The sequence below is a fragment of the Donghicola sp. XS_ASV15 genome, assembly GCF_041224595.1.
Taxonomy (GTDB): domain Bacteria; phylum Pseudomonadota; class Alphaproteobacteria; order Rhodobacterales; family Rhodobacteraceae; genus Donghicola.
Genome location: NZ_JBGFGN010000164.1, coordinates 35,793 through 60,258, shown reverse-complemented (window position 1 = coordinate 60,258; position 24,466 = coordinate 35,793). Strand labels below are relative to the sequence as shown.

Genomic DNA, 24,466 nt, shown 5'->3' with positions numbered 1-24,466 from the left:
GACTAAGCGCTCGGTCTGCGAAGGAAAGCCCTGTAACTCAGGAAAGGCCCGTATGGCGGGCATCCGCTGAATAATTGGGCAAGGCGTTGTTCAGGCTTGGGGTGCGCAGAACAACTTGTAGAGCATATTGATAACCTGCGAGGTGCGATCATCAGCGAGGCTGTAATAGACGGTTTTGCCATCGCGGCGGGTCGCAACCAGACCTTCTTCGCGCAGACGGGCTAGCATCTGGCTGACCGCTGCCTGACGGATGTTCAGCAGTTGCTCAAGCTCGCCGACGCTGCGCTCTCCCGACCCCAGATGGCACAGGATCATCAGCCGGCCCTCATGGGCGAGGGTCTTTAGATAGGCCGCTGCCGCTTGGGCGCTGCTGGACATCTCTGTTGGTTCTGCTTGCAAGTCGTCTAAGGTCACTGTCGTTCGATTCTTTCGTTTAGTGGAAACAATATAGACACCGCGCAACGGGATTTCGAGAGGGTAGAGGTCTAGTCCGCTTCCGCAATCTTGCTAAGCAAACCTGCCAAACGGACGGGATCGGCAAAGAAGGGTGAATGGCTGCAATCCATCGCGTAGACGTCTGCCTCTGGCCAGGTTTCGGTCATCGTGCGCTGGTATTCAGGGGGGATGGTTCTGTCTTGGTCGCAGCGAATATAGCTTTTGGGAACAGAGGCGTAGTTGTCGCCGAGTTGGATCGCCGTTTCTTGCGGCTTAATTGCTTGTGGGCCCAGACGGGTCAGCGCGTAGGCGACGGTTTCGGGCGGGCAATCGTGATAGAAAACGTCTTGGGCCATTTCCGGATTGATCCCGAAGCTGAGCCCATCGGGGGACTTGATCACGGCTTTCATAAGCGGTTGGTAGGGAGCCTCTCGACGCATCTCTGCCAGATTGGCGCCATCACGGGGCGCGTAGGCGCATAGGTAAACCAGACGCGCGAACCGGCTGGGGTCCAGTTCGGCGGCACGGGAGATCGGGAAGCCTGCCATACTATGACCGACCACGATAGTCGGCCCCGCCATCGCATCCAGAATGGCATGCGCATATAGGTCCAATGTGACTTCGTCGAGGGGGGTGGCATCTGACCCGTGACTCGGCAGATCAATGGCACGCGCAGCGTGGCCGCGTGTGCCCAATGCGGGGATCAGGTCCCGCCAACACCACGCGCCGTGGCATGAGCCGTGGATCAACAGAAAATCACTCATGACAGGTGTCCAGTGGCGTTCAGAAAATCGGTCAGAACGCGGGCATAGGTCTCGGGCTGGTCGGCGCAGGGCAAATGGCCAGCGCGGCGGATCAAGGTGAACTCCGATCCGGGCACCAATTCGGTGGTTTCGCGCACCAGATCAGGCGGCGTCGAGGCATCGTTGACCGCTCCAATGCCCAAGGTGGGCAGCCTTAGTCCGCTGGTTGGCGTGTAAAAATCCGTGCCCCGGATCGCTTCCATTGCTGCGATGTAGCCCTCAGGCGAAGTGCGTTCGAGGATGTCTTTGATGCGTTGAATATGGGGCTGCGCTAGGTCTTGCCTCGGGAACCATCGCTCCAGCGAAGCTTTTACCATGGCCGAATGCCCTTGGGTCCGCGCCGCTTCGATGCGCTTGTCCCATAGGCTCTCGTGCCCAATACGTGCAGCGGTGTTGGACAAAATTAGGCTGCGCACCAGATCGAGCCGCTTCACCGCGATCCCTTGCGCCACCAATCCTCCGATCGACAGACCACAAAAGGCGACATCTTTCAGGCCAAGGTGTTCGAGCAGACGCTCAGCGTCACGCACCATCGCTCCCATCGTGTAGGGGCCAGAGGGCACGTCCGATTGCCCGTGGCCGCGCAGGTCATAACGGATAACGCGCAAGGTGTCAGGCAGGGCTGCGCAGACCGCGTCCCAGATGGTCAGGTCGGTTCCAAGCGCGTGGACAAGCACAAGCGCTGGGGCGTGTTTGGGGCCGTCGTCGCGGTAGTGGAGTCGCAAGTCCGGTAGGTAAGCAATGGGCATCTGAGACGTGGTGATGGAGGTTGTTAATCTGTGGAATTTAGGCCGCGGCCGGTATGGCGGCAACCTCTTCCAACGTGGGTGGTCGAAACCCGCCGATCAGTCCAGATGGGTCAGAGCCTGAGCAAAGATCGCAGGGTCGACGTTGCCGCCGGAAATGACGGCGATGACCGCATCCCCTTCGATCTGGTCCGCTTTGAAAAGCGTGGCCGCTAAAGCAACCGCACCGCCCGGCTCGGCGACGACTTTCAAGCGCAGGAAAGCGAGCGCCATCGCGCGCACCGCTTCGGCGTCGGTCACGATGATGCCGGGACCGCAAAGCCGCTGTAGTATGGGAAAGGTCAGATTGCCGGGCTGCGGTGTTATAATCGCATCGCACAGGCTTCCCGTGTGGCGATCGTTTGACAGGATCTGACCCGCCGCCAAGGAACGGGTCGTGTCGTCGAAGCCAAAAGGCTCAACAGGGCGCACCCGCATTTCGGGTGCGCGATCTTCTAGTGCCAGCGCAACCCCCGCCGTCAAGCCGCCGCCGCCGCAGCAGACCAGCACATCCGCTTGTGTGACGCCAAGGTCTGCCGCCTGCTCTGCTATCTCTAGGCCCACGGTGCCTTGGCCAGCGATCACCATTGGCTCGTCATAGGGTCTGACCAAGGTCAGGCCGCGCTCTGCACTCAGAGTTTCGCCGATGGCTTCGCGGCTTTCACCGCCGGCGCGGTCATAGGTCACGACTTCGGCGCCAAGGGCCTTGGTGTTGGCCAGTTTCAGGGCAGGGGCATCCTCTGGCATGACGATCACTGCTGGAACGCCGTGGCGCGCGGCGGCCATAGCGATGCCTTGGGCGTGGTTGCCGCTGGAATAGGCAAGAATGCCCTTGGCACGCGTTTCCGGGTCAAGGGCAGACAAAGCCGACCACGCACCGCGGAATTTGAACGATCCAGTGTGTTGAAGGCACTCTGGCTTGAGAAGGACGCGGCGACCCGCGATCTCATTCAAAAAGGGTGACTCCAGCAGCGGGGTGCGGCGGGCGTGGCCCTTTAGTCGTTCAGCAGCAGCGGCGATTGCAGCGATGTCGGTCATGCGGGAACCTGAATACTCTCTAGAACAGCGTTAATCGCCTTTAACGCCTCTGGTTCATCGAGAAAAGGCACGTGTCCGCGTTCAGGCACAGTGACCGAAACAATGTCGGGATGGCGGCGGGCCATCTCGGCCACCGTCGATTCTGACAGCAGGTCGGAATTTGCCCCGCGGATAACGGCAACCGGTTTGCCTTTCAACGCATCGAAAAAGGGCCATAGATCCGGCAGCGTGCCGTCAGTTGATTGTTCGGCCAAAGCCGTCGCAAGGCGCGGATCATAGCGCAGAACCACTCTGTTCTCGCCCTGCCGATACAAGGCGGCGGCATGGTCGCGCCAGCGGGACAGGGGCACATTCGGGTTCTCCTGGCCTTCGGATTTGGCCAACGCCTGCGCGGCGCTTTCCAGATCGGGGTAATCTGGTGTGACGCCGACATAGTCCTTGATCCGAGCAAGGCCCGCTTCGTCAATATGCGGTCCAATGTCGTTCAGGATCACACCTGCCAAAAGTTCGGGATGTGTGGCCGCAAGCCCCATGGCGATCAAGCCCCCGCGAGACGTGCCCAAGATCACAATGCGGTCCAGACCGAGATGTGCACAGAGTTCAAGCACATCGCTTGCCTCTCTGGGGACAGAATAGTTCAGATAGTCGCCGTCCCATTCCGACAGTCCACGACCGCGACTGTCTAGGGTGATCACTCGCACGCCTTTGAGATGGGGCAGGACATATAGAAAGTCGTCGCTGTTGCGGGTCAATCCGGGCAGACACAAGACCGCAAGGCCTTTGCCTTGATCTGTGTAATGCAGGCTCAGGCCATCACTGGTGTCAAAGCGGGGCATCAGATTTCCTCCAAAACATCTGTAACTGCAGTCAGGTCTTTAGAAACGAAACGTGGCCGCCATGGCATTCTGTCGACCGGCAACCCTGCACGGTTCACCCACAGCGTATTGAAGCCGTAGCCCGCGGCACCTGCCGCATCCCATCCGTTCGAAGAAACGAAGAGCACATCATCCGCGCTCGTGTCAAACGTTGAGCCAACCAGATCGTAAACGGCGTAGTCTGGTTTATAGACGCCTGCTTCCTCAACAGAAATCAAGCCGTCCAATAGATCGGCGACTCCGGCAGATGTGACAGCATCCTCCAGCATCTCCGGGTCGCCATTTGACAGTATAGCGCAGCGGACGCCGCGCGCCTTGAGGGCGCGCAGTGTGGCTGGCACTTCGTCATAGGCAGGCAATGCCCGATACAGGTCCAAAAGCTGGGCCCTGAGACTCTGGTCTTCGTGTAGGCCAAGTGCCTCTAGCGACCAGTCCAGACTGTCTTGGGTCACCTGCCAGAAATCGGTGTGTGCCCCCGTGATGGCCCTGAGCCACGTGTATTCCAGCTGCTTTGCTCGCCACCTCTCGGACAAGGCGGGCCAATGGTCCGCCAATGCCTGTCCCTCTGGCGTGGACGCAGCCTGTTTGGCGGCGCCCGACACGTCAAAGAGCGTGCCATAGGCGTCGAAAATACAGGTTGATGTCATCAAGGTCTCCTCCCCTTGTCGGGACAGAGTGCACGTATTCCCTATAAAATAAAAGCGGTTTGCAATCCGGGGGGACGATCCCTAAGTTTGTAAGCATCGCAAAGGAGAACCCGCGCAACGGACCGTGGCCTCCGCCAACTCACCCTCCGAAAATGTAGAAAGCGAGTCCCTCATGACCGAAGCAAAATCGGGCGATAAAGTACGCATCCATTACACTGGCACCCTGAACGATGGCAGCCAGTTTGACAGCTCGGCGGGTCGTGACCCACTGGAATTCACTCTGGGCAGCGGCCAAGTGATCGCTGGCTTTGACAAAGGCGTCACTGGCATGACTGTCGGTGAGAAAAAGGAAATCACCATTCCCGCAGCCGAAGCCTATGGCGAGCGTCAGGAAGAAGCCTGCCAGCCCGTGCCGCGCGCGGACATCCCCGCAGACATCCCGCTGGAAGTTGGCCTGCAGCTGCAGATGCAGACTCCCTCGGGTCAGGTTGTTCCTGTGGTCGTTCAAGAAGTCACCGAAGAGCAGGTGGTTCTGGACGCAAACCACCCGCTGGCCGGGCAGGACCTGACCTTCGCGCTGGAGCTGGTCGAGATCGCCTGATCTCTTAGCTCAAGTTGATTTGACAGGGCGGCCTTTGGGTCGCCCTTCATTTTTTGGGGGAGGCAAACGGAAAACGCGCACCCGTGAGGATGCGCGTTACGAGATCAGGTCGCGAGCAAGATCAGAGGTTGTCGGCCTGCGGCATCCCCAAAACATGGAAGCCGCCGTCAACCGTGATGATCTCGCCACTGGTGCATGCGCCGTAATCAGAGGCCAGATAGACAGCGGTGCCGCCCACCGCTTCGAGCGTGGCGTTGTCCCCGAGGGGGGCATTCGTGCCGGTGTGCTTAAAGGTTTTGCGTGCGCCGCCGATGGCTGCGCCTGCCAGTGTTTTCATCGGGCCGGGCGAGATCGCATTCACGCGGATGCCCTGTTGGCCAAGATCGTTGGCCAGATAGCGGGTTGCCGACTCCAGCGCTGCCTTGGCCACGCCCATCACGTTGTAATAGGGCGTCACGCGGTTAGAGCCCTGATAGGTCAGGGTCAGCAGGGTACCGCCGTTCGGCATCATCTCGGATGCGCGGCGCGCCACGTCGATGAAGCTATAGCAAGAGATTTCGAGCGAGTGCTTGAAGTTGTCACGGCTGGTGTTGATGAAACGGCCGGTCAGCTCGTTCTTGTCCGAATACGCGATCGCGTGAACGACAAAGTCGATGCTGTCCCAACGCTCTTTGAGCGCGGCAAAGCCTGCGTCCAAGGAGGCCTCGTTGGTGACATCCATGTCGACCAGCAGGTCTGAGCCCACGCTCTCTGCCAGCGGTTTGACCCGCTGACCGAACGCCTCGCCTTGGTAAGAGAACGCCAGTTCCGCGCCCTCGGCGGCCATTGCGCTGGCAATGCCCCAAGCAATCGAGCGGTTGTTGGCGACACCCATCACCAGACCGCGCTTGCCCTTCATCAAATCAGCCATCTTCTAAAATCACCCCAGATACTTGCTGAGCAGCATGGACCCGTTGGTCCCGCCGAAACCAAACGAGTTGGTCATAACAGTGTCGAGACCCGCGTTATCCACGCGCGCCGTTGCAATCTCTTCGGGCTTCAGCGCGGGGTCCAGCGTTTCGACGTTGATCGACGGTGCGATGAAGTCGTTTTGCAGCATCAAGAGGCAGTAGATCGCCTCTTGGGCACCGGTGGCACCTTGGCTGTGACCGGTCATCGACTTGGTCGACGAGATCAGCGGCGTGCTGCCCTCGCCAAAGACGCGGCGAACCGCTTCGACTTCGCCCACATCGCCCACGGGGGTCGAGGTGCCGTGCGCGTTGATGTAGCCAACTTTGCGCTCGGGGTTCAGGGACTGAAGCGCCAGACGCATGGCGCGCTCTCCGCCTTCGCCGCTGGGGGCAACCATATCGTGACCGTCCGAGGTCGCGGCGTAGCCGGTGACTTCGGCGTAGATTTTTGCGCCGCGGGCCAGAGCGTGCTCTAGGTCTTCCAGAACGACGATGCCGCCGCCACCACCGATGACAAAACCATCACGGTCCGCGTCGAACGCACGCGAGGCTTTCTCGGGGGTGTCGTTGTATTTCGAGGACATCGCGCCCATCGCGTCGAACAGACAGGACAAGGTCCAGTCCAGCTCTTCGCCGCCGCCCGCGAACATCACGTCCTGCTTGCCCATCATGATCTGCTCGGCGGCATTGCCGATGCAGTGCAAAGAGGTCGAGCACGCCGAGGTGATCGAGTAGTTGATGCCCTTGATCTTGAACGCGGTCGACAGGTTCGCCGAGATGGTCGAGCTCATACACTTCGGAACCGCAAAGGGCCCGATCCGCTTGGGCGACATGTTCTTCAGAACCGTCTGGTGGGCAGCGAGCATGGAGCTGGTCGAGGGACCGCCCGAACCAGCCACAAGGCCGGTGCGCTCGTTCACGATGTCCGACTCTTCAAGACCGGCATCGGCGATGGCCTGCTGCATGGCGATATGGGCATAGGCCGCACCGGGGCCCATGAAGCGCAGGGTGCGCTTGTCTAAGTGCTGGGTGACATCAAGGTCGATCGCGCCTGCGATCTGGCTACGAAAGCCGTATTCCTTCATGTCCTCGTTGGCGGTGATGCCCGAGCGGCCAGCCTTGAGGCTGTCCAGAACTTCGGCGGCATTGTTACCAATGGACGAAACAACGCCCAATCCTGTGACGACGACGCGGCGCATGGCGCACTCCTCTTCCCTGATGGAAATCGTGATGGATTAGCTCTCGGAGAGAGCGACCTTCATATCTTTGACCTGATAGATGACTTCGCCATCGGCCTCGACGATACCGTCGGCCACGCCCATGGTCAGACGACGGGTCTGCACGGCTTTGGTGAAGTTCACGCGATAGGTCAGCATTTTGCGATCGGGGCGGACCATACCGGTCAGTTTGACTTCGCCGACACCCAGTGCGTAGCCGCGACCCTGCCAGCCGCGCCAGCCCAAGTTAAAGCCGGTCAGCTGCCACAGGCCGTCCAGACCCAGACAGCCGGGCATGATCGGGTTGCCGGGGAAGTGGCAGTCAAAGAACCACAGGTCCGGTGTAATATCGAATTCTGCGATGATGTGGCCTTTGCCATGCTCGCCGCCATCGCCAGACACCTCGGTGATCCGGTCCATCATCAGCATCGGCGGGGCGGGCAGCTGTGCGTTTCCGGGTCCGAACAATTCACCGCGGGCGCATTTCAGCAGCTCTTCTTTGTCGAAGCTGGTGGGATAATCGGCCATCGAGGCGGCTCCTTACTATGGATTTACGGTCATTTCGCGTTTCGCACCCCTTAGCACCCGCGCGCAAAGGGTGGCAAGGGCATGACGATGATCCGCGGCGTTATACGTCCGATTGGATGATCAATTCGAGGCGTTGAAAAACCCTAGGGAAACGTCCTATATTCTCTTCTAACCCAGAAAAGCCCGAGGCAGCATGACTACCAAAGCGACAGAACGCGGAACCGACTGGCTTGCGACAGCAGGTTTGCGCCCGACGCGGCAGCGTTTGGCTCTTGCCGAGTTGCTGGTTGGCGATGGCCAAGACCGCCACGTCACCGCAGAGAGCCTGTATTCCGCTGCGCTGAAGCAGGGGCACAAGGTGTCGCTGGCGACAGTATACAACACCCTGCGTGCGTTTTGCGACGTGGGCCTGATCAACGAGGTGACGGTGGATGGCTCCAAAAGCTATTTCGACACCAATACCTACGACCATCCGCATTTCTATTGGGAAGACGAAGCGCGACTGACGGACGCCCCGGCCGAGGATCTGGAGATCATCAGCCTACCCAACGCCCCCGATGGTATGGAAATAGCCAAGGTCGACGTGGTAATCCGCCTGCGCCGCAAGTAACAGCCACGCACTGGGGAAGGGGAGGGGCCGCACGAGGCCCCTTTTTTATTGCTCAATTGTGATCTTCAGATCTTGGAGAGTCCTAACGACATCTTCTCTGGCAATGCGCCAGCTTTGCTGAAGGCCGAGCACACTTGCTGTGATGTCATAGTCTGGGTCGGTCTTTAGGCCGGTTTGTGCTGCCGCAAGGTCATGGTGGAAATCAGCCAGACCAAAGCTGCCCGCTGAGCCTGCGGTTTTGTGCACCATCGACGTGATCTCGACACGGTTCTCGTCCGTGTGTGGCATCTGGCCGAGTTGTTCCATGACCTGGTCTGTCTCGGACAAGAAGCGGCCCACCAGTCCTGCGATCTCTTCGGCTTGCAAATCGCGCGCAAGAGATTTGATGACGTTGTCTTCTTCGGCGTCCATGTCCCCGTCATCGAAATCGTCGTCGATGTCTTCGTCCTCTCCGATCCACTCGTTCAGGCGCTTGGTCAACTCGTTGCGCTGGACGGGCTTGTTCAGGACCGCATTCATACCTGCATCGATAAAGGTCTTCACCTCTTCGGGCATTGCGTGGGCCGTGACGGCTAGGATGGGGGTTAGTTTGTTCGGGCTGTCACTGCTGCGGATGTGTTTTGTGGCAGTTATGCCATCCATGCCTGGCATGCTGATGTCCATCAGGATCGCGTCATAGTGGTCAAGGCTGCTCTTTTCGACAGCCTCCATCCCGTTGTGGGCTTCTGACACCGTATGGCCCTGATGCTCTAGCATTTCGCGCAGGACGCGGCGGTTGATCTCGTTATCTTCGACCATCAGCAGATTTGCGTCACGGTTCGGGGTGGCGAGCGCGGCAAAGGGCATGGCTTCTTCGGAGCGCTCAGTCATCACGATGGGTAGGCGCACCCAGAAGAGGCTGCCTTCGCCCAATTCGCTTTCGACACCAATCTGTCCGCCCATCATCCGCACCAGTCGGCGTACGATGCCGAGTCCAAGGCCGGAGCCTTCGGCGTTGCGATCGTAATCGTTGTCGACGGTTTCGAAGTCGTCAAAGACACGATCCAGTTCGGTTTCTGGAATGCCGCAGCCGGTGTCAAGAATGCGCAGTTCCAGTTCATGCCGCCCGTCCACGGTCAGCGGTTCAAGGATTTCAGCTTCGACAGTGATCTCGCCATTGCGGGTGAACTTGATCGCGTTGTTCACGAGGTTGAGAAGGATTTGGCGCAGGCGGGCACGATCAGAGAGAACGCCCTGAGCCACATCGCCAACCCATTCGTAGTGAAGTTGGTTTTCGTTATTGCGCGCCAGCGCGAGTTGTGAGGCCATGACCTCTTGGATCAGGCGTTCGGGATCAAAGCTGGAGTTGTTCAGTACGTCGACGTCAGTCTCGAGCTTGGTCAGATCGAGCACGTTGTTGATCAGGTCCAGCAGAACGCGACCAGAGAACTCCATATTCTCTATATAAAAGCGTTGTTTTTGGTCGACCTTGGTCTGGCGCAGCAAGTCCAACATACCGAGCAGACCGTTCAAAGGGGTCCGCATTTCGTGGCTCATGATCGCCAGGAAGCGTGATTTCGTCTTCTCGCCTGCCAGCGCGCGATCCCGGGCGTCGACCAGTTCCCTCTCTGCTTGCTTGCGATCAGAGATGTCTCGAATAAAGCTGACAAAGAACGTCTCGTCATCGGTTTCGACCCGCTCAATTGACAATTCGACGGGGAAGATCGCGCCGTTCTTGCGCATCGCTTCGATCTCGATCCGGCCGCGGCCAACAAGACGTGTCTCTCCGCGATCCCGCATCCGCTGCATGCCGATTTCGTGGGCGCGGCGGTATTCTTCGGGGATGATCAGATCGGTCAGGCCGTGACCGACAGCCTCGGCGCGGGTGTGGCCAAAGACCTTTTCGGCCGCGCCGTTGAAATGGTGGATAAAGCCGTCTGTGTCGACCACGAGGACGGCGTCGAGCGAGGTGTCTAGAATTGTCTGGAGACGGGCAGCCAAGTGGCGTTGTTCGGTCGCAACGCGTTCGTTTTTGCCTGCAAGCCGGAACAAAATTAAAACTGTGATCGCCAGTGCGATCATCATGCCGATCGTCATCGCGCCAAGCAATTGCATGGTGCTCAGAATGGTCTCACGCGCAATCGAGGAAATTGCTACGAAATTCTGTAGGTTTTCAAGCGATGCACTGCGGACGAGCGATGCGATGCGCTGGTCCATTGCGCGAAGTTGGTTGATCCCGTCCGCGAGGGCGGCGTCATTCGCATCAATCAGCGGAATAGCGCGATCCAGTTCGTTTCGGATTACGCCAAAGATCGCACGCGTTTCCTGCCCGCTTTCATACTTGTACAGCCCCCGCAGGTTGGAAACCGTGTCGACGCGGCTGTAAAAGATGTCGAACTTCTGACGCAAATCCCTGAGCTTCGCAGGATCAGAAGAATGGCTGTCGGCATCCAGAAGCGAGCTCGAGAATTTCAGGTATTCGACTTCGAGCTGAGAAAGGGTCCAGATGACGCTGTCAGAACTGGCGTATTGCAGCTCTTTTTGTTTTTGGAAAACAGAGAGCGTCAGGGTTATGACGGACGCCAGCGCGATAAAGATGAACAGAATTAACGCGACCATTCTCAGGCCGCGTCCTTTTTGCAGGATATTTTCCGCTTTTGCTCTCCGCGTCACACCCGTGCCTCGGCCTTAGTCCAGAACTTCGATGGAACGGAGTTGCCAGATGCTGTTCGAGTAAATCACCTCGCTTTGGAATTTGATGTCCATATCGTAGGGGTACACGAGCCAGAGCGGACCTTTGGTGCGGACCGACATCGGCGCCCCATCCAGTTTGGTCGCGATCACCGGTCCCGGAAACCCATCCGTTCCTGCGTCCATCTCGATGGCGTAATCGTTCAGCGCGGTCGCGCGCAGTTGCGTTGTGCCAGCGCCCACGGCCTCTAGAATGGATTGCAGCGTTGGGCCGGAAAATTCGGGTTCGCCTTCGGTCCATTGGGTGGTGGTGGCAAATGTCTCCACCCCGAGAGCTTCGAGCATTTCAATGTCAAAATCCGCCTGATCGCCGTTGTTGGTTTCGGTGATTTGCCCTGTGACGGTCAAAACCACTTCTCCGCTTGGTGCATCAAGTGCAGCGGCGGCAATGGGGGTCAGAGCAAACGTTGCGAGTGTGACCACTTTACCCAGAAATCCTATGGCAGACATCAAGGCCCCTCCTATATTGAAATCTCTAGGAAATGACTTACCACGCCCTCCTAATGGCGGGCACCTGATCAAAGGGGCGTGTGGTACATCCTAAAGGTTGTATTTGGGTCAAAACCACTGACCAGGCTCCATCAGGCCCAAATCCATAAGCTGGGCCGAATCCCATTCGAACCTGGTCGACGCATGCCACATAAAGGTATTGATATTAAAAGCGCTTCCGGGGTTTCGCCGCAGCGCTTTGGCCGCACGAAAACTGGCGACGGCAGCCGTCAGGTTGTGGTGCCACGGACAGGAATAGGTATTGTATTCTTCCTCAGTGAACGTGAAGTCATCGCGCAGCAGCACATCGGGCTTTGCTTTGAAAATCGAGATTCGGTCGATTTTGCGTTTGGGCTTTGGAACGAATTCTTCGAAGCGCCATCTCAGACCTCCAAAGAAATCGAGCTGCCGTTCTTTGGGGTGGCGCATGGCATCAGGTCGGCCAAGTGCGAAGTAGCCTGAGCGGTCCAGATAGGCCTCGTCTAGACTGACAGCGTCGGGGTTTGCTTCCAGATCCTCCGCATAAAGGTCGATGACGTAGGTCAGCATCGCATCCCTACGCTCTTCGGTGTGGAAGGTGACCATCTCGCCGATCGTTCGGCTCTCGCAGAACGGAAAGAAAAGATACTCGGCGTTATAGCAGTAAAAGAGCCACTCTTTGGGCATCTGCATTGCAACCGCGTTGACGGCCTGTTGCACCGCGTGGTCCGGCAAAAGATCGTACGCAACGAAGTGAACCTTTTCCGAATCCGGACCCTCGGTGATGTGGGGTTCGATTTCGATCGTCGGCCCACCAAAGACGACCACGTGCCGAAATCCAAGGCACAGGTGGTGCAGAATGGTCGAGTCGACCTCGACCGGATCCTCTGCAAAAATCAGGGCCACCGGACCTTTGGCAAAAATTGCCGTCCCACGTTTCAAAAAGTCGTTCAAATTCGCGTAGTTCATTCGCTGATCCTATGATGCGATCGCGCACAGGTTGGGTCATTCTGCCCGCCATTGCAAGATAAGGCCCGAGGGGATAAAAGCTGCGCTCAACTTTCCCCATAGAGAACCGGAACCGCGTCATGGCCGAGCCCAAGAAGCTGTACATCAAAACCTATGGCTGTCAGATGAACGTCTACGACAGCGAGCGGATGGCCGAGGTCATGGACGGGTACGTCAAAACCGAGACACCCGAAGACGCGGACATGATCCTGCTGAACACCTGCCACATTCGTGAGAAGGCCGCTGAAAAGGTCTATTCCGAACTGGGCCGGTTCAAGAACCTCAAGGTCGAGAAGCCCGATCTACGCATTGGTGTTGCAGGCTGTGTCGCTCAGGCCGAGGGCGAAGAGATCATGCGCCGCCAGCCCATGGTCGATCTGGTAGTCGGTCCCCAGAGCTATCACCGTCTGCCCGAACTCGAGGCAAAGTCGCGCGCCGGTCAGAAGCCCGTGGACATCGACTTCCCCGAGGAAGACAAGTTCGAAAAGCTGAAAGGCCGCCCCAAAGCGTCGCGTGGCCCGACCGCTTTCCTGTCCGTCCAAGAGGGTTGTGACAAGTTCTGCGCGTTCTGCGTGGTGCCCTATACTCGCGGTGCCGAAGTGTCGCGTCCCGTTCAGCAGATCATCCGCGAGGCAAATGATCTGGTCGAACGCGGCGTGCGCGAAATCACCCTGCTGGGTCAGAACGTGAATGCCTACCACGGCGAAGGCGAGGGCGGCACGTGGTCGCTGGCCAAGCTGATTTGGGAACTGGACAAGGTCGATGGCCTGGAGCGCATCCGCTTCACCACCAGTCACCCCAATGACATGTCCGATGACCTGATCGAGGCACATGGCACCTGCAAAAAATTGATGCCTTACCTGCACCTGCCTGTGCAGTCTGGCTCTGACAAGATCCTGAAGCGGATGAACCGCAGCCACACCGCCGAAGAATACCTCAAGCTGATCGAGCGTATCCGCGAAGCTCGCCCTGATATTCTGATGTCGGGCGATTTCATTGTCGGCTTCCCCGAAGAAACTGAAGAGGATTTTCAGGCGACCATGGATCTGCTCGAGGCGGTGAAATACGGCTACGCCTATTCTTTCAAATACTCTACCCGTCCCGGCACGCCCGCAGCAGAGCGTGAACAGCTGTCCGAAGACGTGAAGTCTGAACGCCTGTCGCGCCTCCAAGAAGTTATCACACGTCACCAACGCGAGGTGCAGGATGATATGGTCGGCCGCAAGGTAAACGTACTTTTTGAAAAGCCCGGTCGACTAGAAGGTCAGATGGTCGGTAAATCAGAGTATCTGCACGCGGTGCACGTTCAGGCCGATGGCGTACAAGCTGGCGATCTGCGCGAGGTGGAAATCACTGAAAGCGGTCCAAATTCCCTACGCGGCCAGATCGCCTGATTCGGTTGCTAAACCTCTCAAAGTGTTGACTGTCCCGTTATTCTCATCATTATGGGGGTAACGGGCTTATTGTTTTCGTTTGGGTGTTGGTTACGTTTCTCTTAGCCGGATTTAAATCATTTTCCCCAATAGATTAGACATGAGCCTTTGGGGTAAGTTTGAATTAATGTTCCTATTTGCGAAAAAGTTCGGATCGGGGAAGGATCGATGACAAAAATAATTACACGCACAGTGAGCGCGGTTGTTGCAGCTTGCACTGTGGTGGTGGCGGGCGCTGCATTCGCGCAGCAAGGCTTCGTCACAAACGAAACATACGGGGTGCAAAGCGTGCGTCAGGGCGCGACCGTTACTGTCCAAGGTGAGCGTTACACTCCGACGATCTGGATTGATCCCGACGGGTGCGAGCACTGGGTGATGGACGATGGTGCCGAAGGCTACATGACGCCCCATGTGCGCCGCGACGGCACGCCTGTCTGCCACGAGCGCAACCTGTGCGGTGTCCTGAATACCGATCAGTACTTTGCGACAGACAGCTACAAAATCAGCAGCGCTGGCCGTCAAAGCCTGATGCAGTTCTTTCAGGGTGCGGATGCGCGCGCTTACATCGTTGCGGGTCACACGGACAGCCGTGCCAGCGACGAGTACAACATGAAGCTTTCGCTGAACCGTGCCAACGCGGTGGCTGCCGTCGGCAACTCTGTTGGCGCTCCGGTGATTGATATTCGCGGCTACGGCGAACGGATGCCCAAAGCATCTAACGCGACCGTAGAGGGCATGGCGCAAAACCGCCGCGTCGAAATCTTCTGCATCCGGTAAAGTGAGGAAAATATGAAACTCATCAAATCCCTTCTTATCGGTTCTTGCGTGCTGACCCTGGCCGCCTGCGAAGGTGGCACTTGGGAAGGTGGCCTCGTTGGTGGCAACAACGGTGATATGACCCGTGACCGCGGCATCGACTCCAAAGATCTGAGTCAGCTACAGGCCGGTATCTGGGTTGATCCGACCGGCTGCGATCACTGGATTATCGACGATGGCGTCGAAGGCTACCTGTCTCAGCGTCTCGACAAATACGGCAAGCCCGTATGTTCCGGCGCGGCCCCGCCGACCATTGCGACTGGCGACTTCAAAGAGGGCGCGACCGCAATCATCGGCGACCCGATCTAAAAATCGCAACTGCTTCAAAATTCACAGGAACCCCGGCTTCGTGTCGGGGTTTTTCATTATGTGCTTGTCACAATCGCGTACCAAGACTTGCGCAGGCCTTCTGAAGTTGGCAGCATCAAGAAAAGACTTAGCGGAGAGCAACTTGAAATTACGTGCCCCGTCCGCCAGCAGAAGTGAGCTGGCCCATGGCTGAACTCTTCATTGAATTCGAAGATAACCGTCTGCTGTCAACGCTTTGCGGCGAATACGACAGGCACCTGACCCAGATCGAAAAGGCGCTGACCGTTCAGTTGGTCCGCCGTGGGAACCAGATCACCATCATTGGCGAACAAGAGAATGCAGACACCGCTTTGGATGTGCTGGAGACCTTGTACGAACGTTTGGAGACCGGACGTCCGGTCGAGCCTGCGGATGTGGACCGCGAATTGCGGATGGACACCCATCCGCCGGAGCCCGCGTCGAAAGGCGACCAGCTCGAGATGTTCGGGCGTGGCAATTACGAGATCAAGACCCGCAAAAAGGTCATCGAGCCGCGCACCGACGCGCAGAAGGCCTATGTGAAGTCCTTGTTCGAGAACGAATTGGCCTTTGGCATCGGTCCCGCAGGCACCGGTAAAACCTATCTGGCTGTGGCTGTTGGCGTGTCGATGTTCATCGACGGCAAAGTGGATCGCATCATCCTGTCCCGTCCCGCGGTCGAGGCAGGCGAGCGTCTGGGCTTCTTGCCCGGTGCGATGGAAGACAAAGTCGATCCGTATATGCAGCCGCTCTATGACGCGCTGAACGATTTTTTGCCCGGAAAGCAGCTGGCCAAGCTGAAAGAGGAAAAGAAGATCGAGATCGCGCCGCTGGCCTTTATGCGCGGCCGGACTCTGTCGAATGCCTTTGTAGTGCTGGACGAGGCGCAGAATGCCACGACCATGCAGATGAAGATGTTCCTGACCCGCTTGGGCGAAGGCAGCCGCATGGTGATCACGGGCGACCGCTCGCAGGTCGACCTGCCGCGCGGTGTTCAGTCGGGCTTGGCTCATGCTGAGCAACTGCTAAATGGGATCAAGGACATCAGCTTCAGCTACTTCACGGCCAGCGATGTTGTGCGACATCCTCTGGTGCGCGCGATCATCGAAGCGTATGACGAGGACTCGCAGAAGGCGTTTGAACGCCAGCAGCAGCGTCAGCAGCAACAGTAGGGCACAGCATGATCACCGATTGCGTCATCGAGGACGACCGCTGGGAAGAGGTCGGTCTCGAAGAGTTGGCCGAAAAGGCCGCAACCGCAGTCCTCGACCATCTGAAACTTGGCACGGACGGCTGGGAAATCGCCGTCCTTGCCTGCGATGATGCGCGGATCAAAGAGCTGAACGCCGACTTTCGCGAAAAGGACAAGGCCACGAACGTTCTGTCTTGGCCATCCGAAGAACGCGCGCCCGATTCGCCGGGCGAGACTCCGTTTTACCCCGAAACTGCCGATCCCGACGGCCCGCCCGAAGAGTTGGGCGATATCGCAATTTCCTATGACACCTGTCTGGCCGAAGCCGAGGCGGGGGGCATTCCGTTCGAGAACCATGTGATTCATCTGACCGTTCATGCCGTGTTGCACCTGCTCGGGCACGACCATATCGATGACATGGATGCAACGCTCATGGAGGGGATCGAAACGGAAATACTTGGCAAAATGGGTATTCCTGACCCATATACTCTATAAAGCAACGGACAGGTTGCGGGTTTTGGAACAGGATTAATGGGCGACACCAACGACGGATCTTCTATCGCAGCGCCAGGCGCGCTTCCGGTGGATGGGGATGAAGCGGCAAATAACAGCGGATTCCTGCGGAAATTCTTTTCAATCATAGGCCCTTCTGGCGACGAGACCGAAGACGGTGAGGACACCCCAGACGGGGGCGCACCCACGGTTGGTCTGGCGAACTTGCGCCGCATGAGGGTCGAAGATGTCGCGATTCCCAAAGTTGAGATTGAAGCTGTCCCCAACGACATTTCCCTCGAAGGTCTGGTCGATGTGTTCCGCGAGAGCGGGATGTCGCGTCTACCGGTGTACGAGGGCACTCTCGACACACCCGTTGGGATGATCCACCTCAAGGACTTTGCCCTGAAGCACGGGTTTGGCGAGACCGAGACATTTGACATCAACGGGCTGATCCGACCGCTGCTTTTCGTCCCGCCGTCGATGACGATCGGGGTGCTGCTGCAAAAGATGCAGACAGAGCGTCGGCACATGGCACTCGTGATTGATGAATATGGTGGTGTGGACGGTCTGCTGACCATTGAAGACCTGATCGAACAGGTCGTGGGCGAGATCGAGGATGAGCACGACACAGATGACGACCAGTTCTGGACGAAAGAGCCGAACGGTCGTTACATCGTGCTGGCCAAGACGCCTCTGGACGACTTTGAAGAAGAACTGGGGCACTCCCTGACCGACAACGAAGACGTCGACGAAGAAGAGATCGATACCTTGGGTGGTCTGATCTTTATGTTGGCTGGCCGTGTTCCAGCGCGCGGCGAGGTGATCCAGCACCCTGCGGGCTTCGAGTTCGAGGTGATTGATGCTGATCCGCGACGCATCAAGCGCATGCGCGTCCGTCCAACACCCGAAGGCGGAGTGGCCGCTGAATGACCCAACGCTTGCGGCGCCTCATGATCGGGTGGGGCGCCCCTCTGGTATCTGGCGCCGTGGCCGCGATGGGTCAGGCGCCATTTGATTTTCTGCCCGCCCTTATTGCGGGTTTCGTGGCGGCTTTCTGGTGGTGGTCGCGATGCGCTTCGCCGAAACAGGCTGCCAAGTTCGGCTGGCTCTTTGGTACCGGCTATTTCGCTGTCACGCTGTCATGGATTGTCGAACCCTTCTTGATCGAACCAGAGGTGTTCGGCTGGATGGCCCCCTTTGCGTTGATCTTTATGGCGGGCGGTTTGGCGCTGTTTTGGGCGTTGGCGGGCTATGTGGCGCGCCAGCTTGGTGGTCATCCTGTGGCCTATGCGGGGATGCTCGCGCTGGTTGAACTCTTGCGGGCGTATGTGCTGACCGGCTTTCCTTGGGCGCTGGCCTCGCAGGGTTTGGTGGATTGGGGTGCCTATCAGGCCGCCGCATGGATTGGACCGCATGGCGTGAATTTGGTCTTCTTGACGGTCTGCGCGTCGGTGCCTTTGGTCGCGCGGCGGCGGTGGGTGGCTGTCCCCGTCGCGGCTGCACTCGGGGGGGGAACCTTTTGGCCCATTCCTGTTCAAGACATTTCAGAGAATGCTCCGATTGTCCGCATGATCCAACCCAACGCGGTTCAGAGCCAAAAATGGACTGACGACAACATCCGCAAGTTCTTTGACCGGCAAGTGGCCTTTACTGCGGCGCCTGCGGAAGCCCCTCCGGATTTTGTGGTTTGGCCGGAAACATCGGTGCCCTTTTTGCTCGAATACGCTGGTCCCGCGCTCGGCCATGTCGCGCAGCAGGCCGGGGGCGCCGACATTGTGCTAGGCATTCAGCGCCGCGGAGAGGCGAATGACTGGTACAACTCGGCTGCTCTGGTGCTGCCCGACGGCGAGATTTCAGAGATCTATGACAAATACCATCTTGTCCCGTTTGGCGAATATCTGCCATTTCAGAAGTTCTTTGATCGCTTTGGTTTGACCGGTTTGGCCGCCATGGGAGTTGGCGGTTACTCAGCAGGAGACGGGCCGCATCTGGTCGATGTCCCGCAAATCGGTCAGGTCTTGCCACTCATATGCTACGAGGCGATTTTTCCGCAAAATGTCTTTTCCGCGCCCGAACGTCCGGCGCTGTTGGTGCATTTGACCAATGACGCATGGTTCGGTAATTTCTCCGGTCCCTATCAGCACTTGGCGATTGCGCGGATGCGCGCGATCGAGTCCGGTATCCCTGTGGTTCGTGCCGCGAATACAGGGATTTCTGCCGTGATTGATAGTTATGGGAATGTCACCGGATTGCTTGGCTTGAACACTGCGGGCTATTTGGATCGGCCTCTCCCGCCTGTCCGAAAGGCGACAATCTACAGCCATATTGGCGATTGGTGCGCGTTGCTCTTGATTTTAGGAGTAGTTGCGACAGCTTTCCAATTTCGCGGTCCGTTTTCCGTTGACGCGGAAGAAGGACAGGCATAGGTCCCTTGTTCATATTCCTGTCACAACGGCTTCCTGACGTGGCGGGCAAACTTCTATCGGAGCACTTCAATGACCAGACAGAACTACATCTTCACCTCGGAATCCGTCTCCGAGGGGCATCCTGATAAGGTGTGCGATCGTATCTCGGACGCGGTGCTCGACGCGCTGTTGTCAGCCGAGGAAAACGCGCGCGTGGCTTGCGAAACCTTTGCGACCAGCGGGATGGTGGTTGTCGGCGGCGAAGTGGGCTTGTCCGATCAGGAGCAGCTGCGCAACTACATGGGCAGCATCACCCAGATCGCCCGTGATTGCATTCGTGACATCGGCTACGAGCAAGAACAGTTCCACTGGAACACCTGCCACGTGCTGAACTTCTTGCATGAGCAGTCCGCGCACATTGCGCAGGGTGTGGACCGTGATGGGGCGGGCGACCAAGGGATCATGTTTGGTTTCGCGACCAACGAAACCCCCGAGCTGATGCCCGCGCCGATCCAGTACGCACACGCGGTGTTGCGCCGTCTGGCGGATGCACGCAAATCCGGCGCGGAGCCGACCCTGCGTCCTGACGCGAAGTCGCAGATTTCGTTGCGCTACGAGGACGGCAAGCCGGTTGAAGTGACCTCGATCGTGCTGTCGCACCAGCATGCGGACGAAGCGCAGACCAGCGACGACATCCGCGCGATTGTCGAGCCCTATATCCGCGAGATCATCCCGGCTGAATTGCTGACCGCGAAGACCGAGTGGTGGGTGAACCCCACTGGGACGTTTGTGATCGGTGGCCCCGATGGGGACGCGGGCCTGACGGGTCGCAAGATTATCGTGGATACCTATGGCGGCGCGGCCCCCCACGGCGGCGGTGCATTCAGCGGCAAAGACCCGACCAAAGTGGACCGCTCTGCCGCCTATGCTGCGCGGTATCTGGCGAAAAACATCGTGGCTGCAGGTCTGGCAGACAAGTGCACCTTGCAGGTGAGCTACGCGATTGGCGTTGCGAAGCCCCTGTCGATTTACGTGGATTGCCACGGCACAGGGAAAATCGAGGAGGCCGCAATCGAGGCAGCGATTCCCCGCGTGATGGACCTGTCACCCCGTGGCATCCGCACGCATCTGGACCTGAACAAGCCGATCTATTCGCGCACCGCAGCCTACGGTCACTTTGGTCGCGCGCCCGAAGCGGACGGCGGATTCAGCTGGGAGCGCACCGATCTGGCAGAGGCTCTGGCCCGCGAGATCCGCTGATTTTCGGTGACATAGAGATATGCAGGCGGGGCCCCTTGTGGGCCGTGTTTCGTTTTTGAGTATTTAAGGCAAAAAGAAGCTGGGGCTTGTTTTGGGCAGAGCGCGGCTTTATTGGGCAGGCCATGAGCGACGAGACACCGAAAACACACCCCTCTGGCGCGCCTTGGCGTAACTTCTACGGACGGTTCAAAGGGAAAACCTTGCGGCCGAACCAGAAGGAGTTTCTGGCAGAGGATCTGGAGCCTTTGTCCCCTGGTCCGGTCGGTTGGGATGTGAACCCTGACCGCGAGAAGCTGGATGTGGAGGCCATTTTTGACGGGCGTCCGTTGTGGCTGGAGATCGGCTTTGGGGGCGGTGAGCATCTGGTGCACATGGCTAAGACCTATCCCGATATGGGGATCATAGGGTGTGAGCCGTTTATCAACGGTGTTGCCATGCTGCTGGGGAAAATCCGCGAGGCTGGCGTGACCAACCTGAAGGTGCACCCCGGTGATGCGCGCGATCTGTTTGACGTGCTGCCCGATGGCTGTGTTGAGAAGGCGTTCCTGAACTACCCTGATCCTTGGCCGAAAAAGCGGCACCATCGCCGCCGGTTTGTCACCCAAGAGCATTTGCAGCCCTTGGCGCAGGTGATGGCCCAAGGGTCTGAGTTCCGTGTGGCCACCGATATTCCCGACTATGTCCGCCAGACCATGCAAGAGGTTCCGCAAGCCGGTTTCGAATGGCTGGCCGAGGGGCCTGCTGACTGGCGCGCGCCTTGGGGGGACTGGATTTCCACGCGCTACGAGCAGAAAGCTTTGCGCGAGGGGCGCACGCCCCATTACATGACTTTCCGTCGCCGCTGAGGGCGATAGACCATGCCCTTTGTTTGCGATAACAGAAGGGCAGATTGATTGAACGAGGAACGCCCGATGTCTGCACATGGCACGCCCATCCCGATGACCGCCTATGCCTCTGGTCCGTTGACCGGCGAGGCCCATGTCCCCGGGGACAAGTCGATCAGCCACCGCTCGTTGATCCTTGGAGCTATGGCTGTGGGCGAGACCAAGATCACAGGTCTGCTGGAAGGGCAGGACGTATTGGATACCGCCAAGGCGATGCAGGCGTTTGGTGCCGAAGTCACCAACCACGGTGGCGGCAACTGGTCGGTCAAAGGTGTCGGCGTTGGCGGCTTTGCAGAGCCTGACAACGTGATCGACTGCGGGAATTCCGGCACTGGCGTGCGTCTGATCATGGGCGCAATGGCGACGTGCCCGATCACCGTGACCTTTACTGGCGATGCCAGCCTGAACAAGCGCCCGATGGCACGCGTGACCGATCCGATCGCGCTTTTTGGCGCGCAGGCGGTTGGTCGTAGCGGTGGCCGTTTGCCTATGACCATTGTGGGCGCGGCAGAGCCGACCCCTGTGCGCTACACCGTGCCGATGCCTTCGGCGCAGGTGAAGTCGGCGGTTCTGCTGGCTGGTCTGAACGTGCCGGGCGAGACAGTGGTTATCGAGAAAGAAGCCACCCGCGACCACACCGAGCGCATGCTGGCTGGCTTTGGCGCCGAAATTTCGACTGTGGAGACCGAAGAGGGCCGTGTCATCACCCTAAAGGGCCAGCCGGAGCTGAAGCCACAGGACATCACCGTACCGCGTGATCCATCGTCGGCGGCGTTTCCTGTCTGTGCGGCGCTGGTGACCCCCGGCTCTGACGTGCTGATCCCGAATATTGGCCTGAACCCGACCCGCGCGGGCCTGTTCACCACCCTGCGCGAGATGGGCGCGGACCTGACCTATGAGAACGAGCGTGTCGAGGGCGGCGAGCCTATGGCCGACTTGCGTGCCAAGTATTCGCCCAACATGAAGGGCATCACAGTGCCGCCCGAGCGCGCAGCTTCGATGATCGACGAATACCCTGTGCTGTCTGTGGTTGCGGCGAACGCGACCGGTGACACCGTGATGCGCGGCGTCAAAGAATTGCGCGTCAAGGAAAGCGATCGGATTGATGCAATGGCCAAGGGCCTACGCGCCAACGGGGTCGAGGTCGAAGAGGGCGATGATTGGTGGATCGTCAAAGGTCTGGGTGCAGGTAATGTGCCTGGCGGCGCGACCTGTGAGACCCATCTGGATCACCGCATTGCCATGTCCTTCCTCGTGGGGGGGCTGTGTAGCCAGCAGCCGATCAGCGTGGATGATGGCGGCGCGATTGCCACCAGCTTCCCGATCTTCGAGACGCTGATGGGCGGCCTTGGGGCGAAAATCGAGCGGACGTAATGTCTTGGGGCGGCCTTCGGGGCGCCCTATCGCTTTCAGAAGGGATGCATGGTTCAGGGCGGGTGCTTGTGCGGGGCAGTCAGCTATAAGGTCGATGCTGAGTTGGGGCCGATCACCGGTTGCCATTGCAACCAATGTCGTAAAATCAGCGGTCACTCTTCCGCGGCCGCCCCAGCGCCCAAAGACGCGGTCGCGATTACGGGCGAAGTGCGCTGGTATCGCTCTAGTCCCGGTACGCAGCGCGGGTTTTGCCCGACCTGTAGCAGCTATCTGTTCTGGGAGGAATTTGATGGTCTGCTTTACCTGATGGCGGGCACGTTCGAGGCCCCGACCGGTTTGACGATGGATAGGCACATCTTCTACGGGTATAAGGGCGACTACTACGAGGTCGATGACGGGTTGCCGTGTTATCAGACTGGTCGTCGTAGCCCCGTGATCAAAGGCTGAAACGGGGCGGGTTGCCCCTGTGGGCCGCTTGGGCTACCAATCTGTCCTCTGACCCAGATGGAGGCGAAAACGGTGGCGTTTACTGTGGCAATCGATGGACCTGCGGCGTCCGGCAAAGGTACGATTTCCCGAGCAATCGCGGCCCATTTCGGGTTCGCGCATCTGGACACGGGCCTGCTCTATCGTGCGACAGGGCGCAAAACGCTGGACGGAACCCCCGCGCTCGAGGCGGCTCAGACTCTGGTTGCAGAAGATTTGCAAGGGGACGGTCTGCGCGCACCCGAAGTGGCGCAGGCGGCAAGCAAGGTCGCTGCGATGCCTGACGTTCGCAAAGCGTTGGTCGATTTCCAGCGCGCTTTTGCGGCGCGGGCTGGGGGCGCGGTTCTGGATGGGCGCGATATTGGCACCGTCATTTGCCCCGATGCCGAGGTGAAGCTGTTCGTCACAGCCAGCGATGATGTGCGGGCCGAGCGTCGCTGGAAAGAACTGACCTTCAAAGGGCACAAGGTGTCGTTGGAAGAGGTACTGGCCGATCTGCGGGAGCGCGACCGTCGAGACAGCACCCGCGCAGATGCGCCCATGATTGCAGCCGATGATGCACTGCAACTGGATACCACCAGCTTGTCGATCGAAGATGCCGTCGCTGCCGCCGTCACACGGATTGAGACGCGTCAGGCGGAACTGGCCAAGCTCTGATGGGATAGGCTGACCTGCATTTTGCGATAGGGTTGGCCTTCTTTCAGCGCGGGTTTGCCAAAGGGCGCAAACCCAAAACGTGCGTAAAAGGGCATGGCGTTTTCGCGGGCGCTCAGCCACACGCGGGAAGCGCCTTGGTCGGCAGCGCGCGCCAAAGCATGACGCATCATTTGGGTGCCGATCCCCTTGCCCTGACAGTCGGGACGGGTGGCAAACTTGCGGATGCGGGCCGAGGTCCCTTCGCCAAACAGGGACAGGACGCACACCAGATCAGGCCCTAGATAGGCACCGAAATGCTGGGCCGACTCGTCGCCCTCCACGCGGCTGAAATCCACCGGATGATCGGGCCAAAGCACGGAATGGCGTAGGGGCAGGGTGTCCTTGGCGCTGATTTGAACGATTTGAACCTGCATTGGGGCCTGTTTCGCTGGGTTTCACGGGG

Annotated in this window: 27 protein-coding genes and 1 riboswitch; of the genes, 14 read left to right on the top strand and 13 right to left on the bottom strand. The window is 58.7% G+C overall.

All coding sequences use genetic code 11. The annotated features are described in order from the left end of the window. Positions 1 to 90 precede the first annotated feature (90 nt). From AB9K37_RS18565 to AB9K37_RS18540, 6 genes are all read right to left on the bottom strand, one after another. Positions 91 to 378, bottom strand: a complete 288-nt coding sequence (locus tag AB9K37_RS18565; RefSeq protein WP_369842044.1) for an ArsR/SmtB family transcription factor — start codon at positions 376 to 378, stop codon at positions 91 to 93. Between the two features lie 107 nt (positions 379 to 485). Continuing rightward, positions 486 to 1,199: an alpha/beta fold hydrolase gene (locus tag AB9K37_RS18560; protein WP_369841642.1), complete on the bottom strand. Its 714-nt coding sequence runs from the start codon at positions 1,197 to 1,199 to the stop codon at positions 486 to 488. Next, positions 1,196 to 1,987, bottom strand: coding sequence for a 3-oxoadipate enol-lactonase (gene pcaD, locus AB9K37_RS18555; RefSeq protein WP_369841639.1), 792 nt, complete (start codon positions 1,985 to 1,987; stop codon positions 1,196 to 1,198). Before pcaD ends, AB9K37_RS18560 begins: the two co-directional genes overlap by 4 nt. A 96-nt stretch (positions 1,988 to 2,083) precedes the next feature. Beyond that, on the bottom strand, positions 2,084 to 3,061 hold the full coding sequence (locus AB9K37_RS18550) for a threonine/serine dehydratase (RefSeq protein ID WP_369841636.1): 978 nt from the start codon (positions 3,059 to 3,061) through the stop codon (positions 2,084 to 2,086). Beyond that, positions 3,058 to 3,897 (bottom strand): alpha/beta fold hydrolase, encoded by an 840-nt coding sequence (locus AB9K37_RS18545; RefSeq protein ID WP_369841633.1) that lies wholly within the window; start codon positions 3,895 to 3,897, stop codon positions 3,058 to 3,060. The genes AB9K37_RS18550 and AB9K37_RS18545 overlap by 4 nt, the downstream gene beginning before the upstream one ends. Further along, positions 3,897 to 4,586: a haloacid dehalogenase type II gene (locus tag AB9K37_RS18540; RefSeq protein ID WP_369841630.1), complete on the bottom strand. Its 690-nt coding sequence runs from the start codon at positions 4,584 to 4,586 to the stop codon at positions 3,897 to 3,899. The genes AB9K37_RS18545 and AB9K37_RS18540 overlap by 1 nt, the downstream gene beginning before the upstream one ends. A 169-nt stretch (positions 4,587 to 4,755) precedes the next feature. Between AB9K37_RS18540 and AB9K37_RS18535 the strand changes: the two genes are divergently transcribed. After that, the gene (locus tag AB9K37_RS18535; protein WP_369841627.1) at positions 4,756 to 5,184 is read left to right on the top strand and encodes a peptidylprolyl isomerase; all 429 of its coding nucleotides are present in this window, start codon (positions 4,756 to 4,758) and stop codon (positions 5,182 to 5,184) included. Positions 5,185 to 5,305: 121 nt separating this feature from the next. Here AB9K37_RS18535 and AB9K37_RS18530 read toward each other — a convergent pair whose 3' ends face one another. Genes AB9K37_RS18530 through fabA form a run of 3 tightly spaced genes read right to left on the bottom strand, consistent with a single transcriptional unit; the run spans position 5,306 to position 7,879 of the window. Next, positions 5,306 to 6,094 (bottom strand): enoyl-ACP reductase, encoded by a 789-nt coding sequence (locus AB9K37_RS18530; protein ID WP_369841624.1) that lies wholly within the window; start codon positions 6,092 to 6,094, stop codon positions 5,306 to 5,308. A gap of 9 nt (positions 6,095 to 6,103) precedes the next feature. Then, positions 6,104 to 7,333, bottom strand: coding sequence for a beta-ketoacyl-ACP synthase I (gene fabB, locus AB9K37_RS18525; RefSeq protein ID WP_369841621.1), 1,230 nt, complete (start codon positions 7,331 to 7,333; stop codon positions 6,104 to 6,106). Positions 7,334 to 7,369: 36 nt separating this feature from the next. Next, the gene (fabA, locus tag AB9K37_RS18520) at positions 7,370 to 7,879 is read right to left on the bottom strand and encodes a bifunctional 3-hydroxydecanoyl-ACP dehydratase/trans-2-decenoyl-ACP isomerase (protein WP_369841618.1); all 510 of its coding nucleotides are present in this window, start codon (positions 7,877 to 7,879) and stop codon (positions 7,370 to 7,372) included. 193 nt (positions 7,880 to 8,072) lie between these two features. Here fabA and irrA point away from each other — a divergent pair, with 193 nt between their 5' ends. Continuing rightward, positions 8,073 to 8,489 carry an iron response transcriptional regulator IrrA gene (gene irrA / locus AB9K37_RS18515; RefSeq protein ID WP_369841615.1) on the top strand — a complete coding sequence of 139 codons (417 nt, stop codon included), beginning with the start codon at positions 8,073 to 8,075 and terminating at the stop codon, positions 8,487 to 8,489. Between the two features lie 45 nt (positions 8,490 to 8,534). On the opposite strand, the gene AB9K37_RS18510 is transcribed toward irrA, so the two are convergent. The 3 genes from AB9K37_RS18510 to AB9K37_RS18500 form a co-directional block, all read right to left on the bottom strand. Further along, positions 8,535 to 11,087 (bottom strand): ATP-binding protein, encoded by a 2,553-nt coding sequence (locus AB9K37_RS18510; RefSeq protein ID WP_369841612.1) that lies wholly within the window; start codon positions 11,085 to 11,087, stop codon positions 8,535 to 8,537. Positions 11,088 to 11,156: 69 nt separating this feature from the next. After that, positions 11,157 to 11,669: an oxidoreductase gene (locus AB9K37_RS18505; protein ID WP_369841609.1), complete on the bottom strand. Its 513-nt coding sequence runs from the start codon at positions 11,667 to 11,669 to the stop codon at positions 11,157 to 11,159. Positions 11,670 to 11,777: 108 nt separating this feature from the next. After that, positions 11,778 to 12,656, bottom strand: a complete 879-nt coding sequence (locus AB9K37_RS18500; protein ID WP_369841606.1) for a hypothetical protein — start codon at positions 12,654 to 12,656, stop codon at positions 11,778 to 11,780. 119 nt (positions 12,657 to 12,775) lie between these two features. Between AB9K37_RS18500 and miaB the strand changes: the two genes are divergently transcribed. The 12 genes from miaB (at position 12,776) to AB9K37_RS18440 (ending at position 24,024) form a co-directional block, all read left to right on the top strand. Then, a complete protein-coding gene (miaB, locus tag AB9K37_RS18495; RefSeq protein ID WP_369841603.1) occupies positions 12,776 to 14,089 on the top strand; it encodes a tRNA (N6-isopentenyl adenosine(37)-C2)-methylthiotransferase MiaB in 1,314 nt (437 codons plus the stop codon). A 207-nt stretch (positions 14,090 to 14,296) separates the two neighbouring features. Further along, positions 14,297 to 14,905, top strand: a complete 609-nt coding sequence (locus tag AB9K37_RS18490) for an OmpA family protein (RefSeq protein WP_369841600.1) — start codon at positions 14,297 to 14,299, stop codon at positions 14,903 to 14,905. A 12-nt stretch (positions 14,906 to 14,917) separates the two neighbouring features. Continuing rightward, positions 14,918 to 15,253 carry a hypothetical protein gene (locus AB9K37_RS18485; RefSeq protein ID WP_369841598.1) on the top strand — a complete coding sequence of 112 codons (336 nt, stop codon included), beginning with the start codon at positions 14,918 to 14,920 and terminating at the stop codon, positions 15,251 to 15,253. A 185-nt stretch (positions 15,254 to 15,438) separates the two neighbouring features. Next, complete coding sequence (locus AB9K37_RS18480) at positions 15,439 to 16,443, top strand: PhoH family protein (RefSeq protein ID WP_369841596.1); 1,005 nt, start codon at positions 15,439 to 15,441, stop codon at positions 16,441 to 16,443. Positions 16,444 to 16,451: 8 nt separating this feature from the next. Further along, positions 16,452 to 16,958, top strand: a complete 507-nt coding sequence (gene ybeY / locus AB9K37_RS18475) for an rRNA maturation RNase YbeY (RefSeq protein ID WP_369841593.1) — start codon at positions 16,452 to 16,454, stop codon at positions 16,956 to 16,958. A gap of 36 nt (positions 16,959 to 16,994) precedes the next feature. Continuing rightward, positions 16,995 to 17,888: a hemolysin family protein gene (locus AB9K37_RS18470; protein WP_369841590.1), complete on the top strand. Its 894-nt coding sequence runs from the start codon at positions 16,995 to 16,997 to the stop codon at positions 17,886 to 17,888. Further along, positions 17,885 to 19,384, top strand: coding sequence for an apolipoprotein N-acyltransferase (lnt, locus tag AB9K37_RS18465; protein WP_369841587.1), 1,500 nt, complete (start codon positions 17,885 to 17,887; stop codon positions 19,382 to 19,384). The genes AB9K37_RS18470 and lnt overlap by 4 nt, the downstream gene beginning before the upstream one ends. Positions 19,385 to 19,398: 14 nt before the next feature. Next, a riboswitch (SAM-SAH riboswitch) is annotated at positions 19,399 to 19,448 on the top strand. 5 nt (positions 19,449 to 19,453) lie between these two features. After that, entirely contained in the window at positions 19,454 to 20,623 is a 1,170-nt protein-coding gene (gene metK / locus AB9K37_RS18460) for a methionine adenosyltransferase (protein ID WP_072705521.1), read from the top strand. A 122-nt stretch (positions 20,624 to 20,745) separates the two neighbouring features. After that, a complete protein-coding gene (gene trmB, locus AB9K37_RS18455; RefSeq protein ID WP_369841584.1) occupies positions 20,746 to 21,468 on the top strand; it encodes a tRNA (guanosine(46)-N7)-methyltransferase TrmB in 723 nt (240 codons plus the stop codon). A gap of 66 nt (positions 21,469 to 21,534) precedes the next feature. Further along, a complete protein-coding gene (aroA, locus tag AB9K37_RS18450) occupies positions 21,535 to 22,881 on the top strand; it encodes a 3-phosphoshikimate 1-carboxyvinyltransferase (RefSeq protein ID WP_369841581.1) in 1,347 nt (448 codons plus the stop codon). 48 nt (positions 22,882 to 22,929) lie between these two features. Continuing rightward, positions 22,930 to 23,328, top strand: a complete 399-nt coding sequence (locus AB9K37_RS18445; RefSeq protein ID WP_369841579.1) for a GFA family protein — start codon at positions 22,930 to 22,932, stop codon at positions 23,326 to 23,328. Between the two features lie 72 nt (positions 23,329 to 23,400). Then, the gene (locus tag AB9K37_RS18440; protein WP_369841576.1) at positions 23,401 to 24,024 is read left to right on the top strand and encodes a d(CMP) kinase; all 624 of its coding nucleotides are present in this window, start codon (positions 23,401 to 23,403) and stop codon (positions 24,022 to 24,024) included. On the opposite strand, the gene AB9K37_RS18435 is transcribed toward AB9K37_RS18440, so the two are convergent. Next, positions 24,000 to 24,437, bottom strand: coding sequence for a GNAT family N-acetyltransferase (locus tag AB9K37_RS18435; protein WP_369841574.1), 438 nt, complete (start codon positions 24,435 to 24,437; stop codon positions 24,000 to 24,002). The genes AB9K37_RS18440 and AB9K37_RS18435 overlap by 25 nt on opposite strands. Between the last annotated feature and the right edge of the window lie 29 nt (positions 24,438 to 24,466).

Bases quoted from the DNA above. Each gene is read 5' to 3' on its own strand.
- AB9K37_RS18565 (WP_369842044.1), bottom strand. From the start codon at position 378: ATGTCCAGCAGCGCCCAAGCGGCAGCGGCCTATCTAAAGACCCTCGCC.
- AB9K37_RS18560 (WP_369841642.1), bottom strand. From the start codon at position 1,199: ATGAGTGATTTTCTGTTGATCCACGGCTCATGCCACGGCGCGTGGTGT.
- pcaD (WP_369841639.1), bottom strand. From the start codon at position 1,987: ATGCCCATTGCTTACCTACCGGACTTGCGACTCCACTACCGCGACGAC.
- AB9K37_RS18550 (WP_369841636.1), bottom strand. From the start codon at position 3,061: ATGACCGACATCGCTGCAATCGCCGCTGCTGCTGAACGACTAAAGGGC.
- AB9K37_RS18545 (WP_369841633.1), bottom strand. From the start codon at position 3,897: ATGCCCCGCTTTGACACCAGTGATGGCCTGAGCCTGCATTACACAGAT.
- AB9K37_RS18535 (WP_369841627.1), top strand. From the start codon at position 4,756: ATGACCGAAGCAAAATCGGGCGATAAAGTACGCATCCATTACACTGGC.
- AB9K37_RS18530 (WP_369841624.1), bottom strand. From the start codon at position 6,094: ATGGCTGATTTGATGAAGGGCAAGCGCGGTCTGGTGATGGGTGTCGCC.
- fabB (WP_369841621.1), bottom strand. From the start codon at position 7,333: ATGCGCCGCGTCGTCGTCACAGGATTGGGCGTTGTTTCGTCCATTGGT.
- fabA (WP_369841618.1), bottom strand. From the start codon at position 7,879: ATGGCCGATTATCCCACCAGCTTCGACAAAGAAGAGCTGCTGAAATGC.
- irrA (WP_369841615.1), top strand. From the start codon at position 8,073: ATGACTACCAAAGCGACAGAACGCGGAACCGACTGGCTTGCGACAGCA.
- AB9K37_RS18510 (WP_369841612.1), bottom strand. From the start codon at position 11,087: ATGGTCGCGTTAATTCTGTTCATCTTTATCGCGCTGGCGTCCGTCATA.
- AB9K37_RS18505 (WP_369841609.1), bottom strand. From the start codon at position 11,669: ATGTCTGCCATAGGATTTCTGGGTAAAGTGGTCACACTCGCAACGTTT.
- AB9K37_RS18500 (WP_369841606.1), bottom strand. From the start codon at position 12,656: ATGAACTACGCGAATTTGAACGACTTTTTGAAACGTGGGACGGCAATT.
- miaB (WP_369841603.1), top strand. From the start codon at position 12,776: ATGGCCGAGCCCAAGAAGCTGTACATCAAAACCTATGGCTGTCAGATG.
- AB9K37_RS18490 (WP_369841600.1), top strand. From the start codon at position 14,297: ATGACAAAAATAATTACACGCACAGTGAGCGCGGTTGTTGCAGCTTGC.
- AB9K37_RS18485 (WP_369841598.1), top strand. From the start codon at position 14,918: ATGAAACTCATCAAATCCCTTCTTATCGGTTCTTGCGTGCTGACCCTG.
- AB9K37_RS18480 (WP_369841596.1), top strand. From the start codon at position 15,439: ATGGCTGAACTCTTCATTGAATTCGAAGATAACCGTCTGCTGTCAACG.
- ybeY (WP_369841593.1), top strand. From the start codon at position 16,452: ATGATCACCGATTGCGTCATCGAGGACGACCGCTGGGAAGAGGTCGGT.
- AB9K37_RS18470 (WP_369841590.1), top strand. From the start codon at position 16,995: ATGGGCGACACCAACGACGGATCTTCTATCGCAGCGCCAGGCGCGCTT.
- lnt (WP_369841587.1), top strand. From the start codon at position 17,885: ATGACCCAACGCTTGCGGCGCCTCATGATCGGGTGGGGCGCCCCTCTG.
- metK (WP_072705521.1), top strand. From the start codon at position 19,454: ATGACCAGACAGAACTACATCTTCACCTCGGAATCCGTCTCCGAGGGG.
- trmB (WP_369841584.1), top strand. From the start codon at position 20,746: ATGAGCGACGAGACACCGAAAACACACCCCTCTGGCGCGCCTTGGCGT.
- aroA (WP_369841581.1), top strand. From the start codon at position 21,535: ATGTCTGCACATGGCACGCCCATCCCGATGACCGCCTATGCCTCTGGT.
- AB9K37_RS18445 (WP_369841579.1), top strand. From the start codon at position 22,930: ATGGTTCAGGGCGGGTGCTTGTGCGGGGCAGTCAGCTATAAGGTCGAT.
- AB9K37_RS18435 (WP_369841574.1), bottom strand. From the start codon at position 24,437: ATGCAGGTTCAAATCGTTCAAATCAGCGCCAAGGACACCCTGCCCCTA.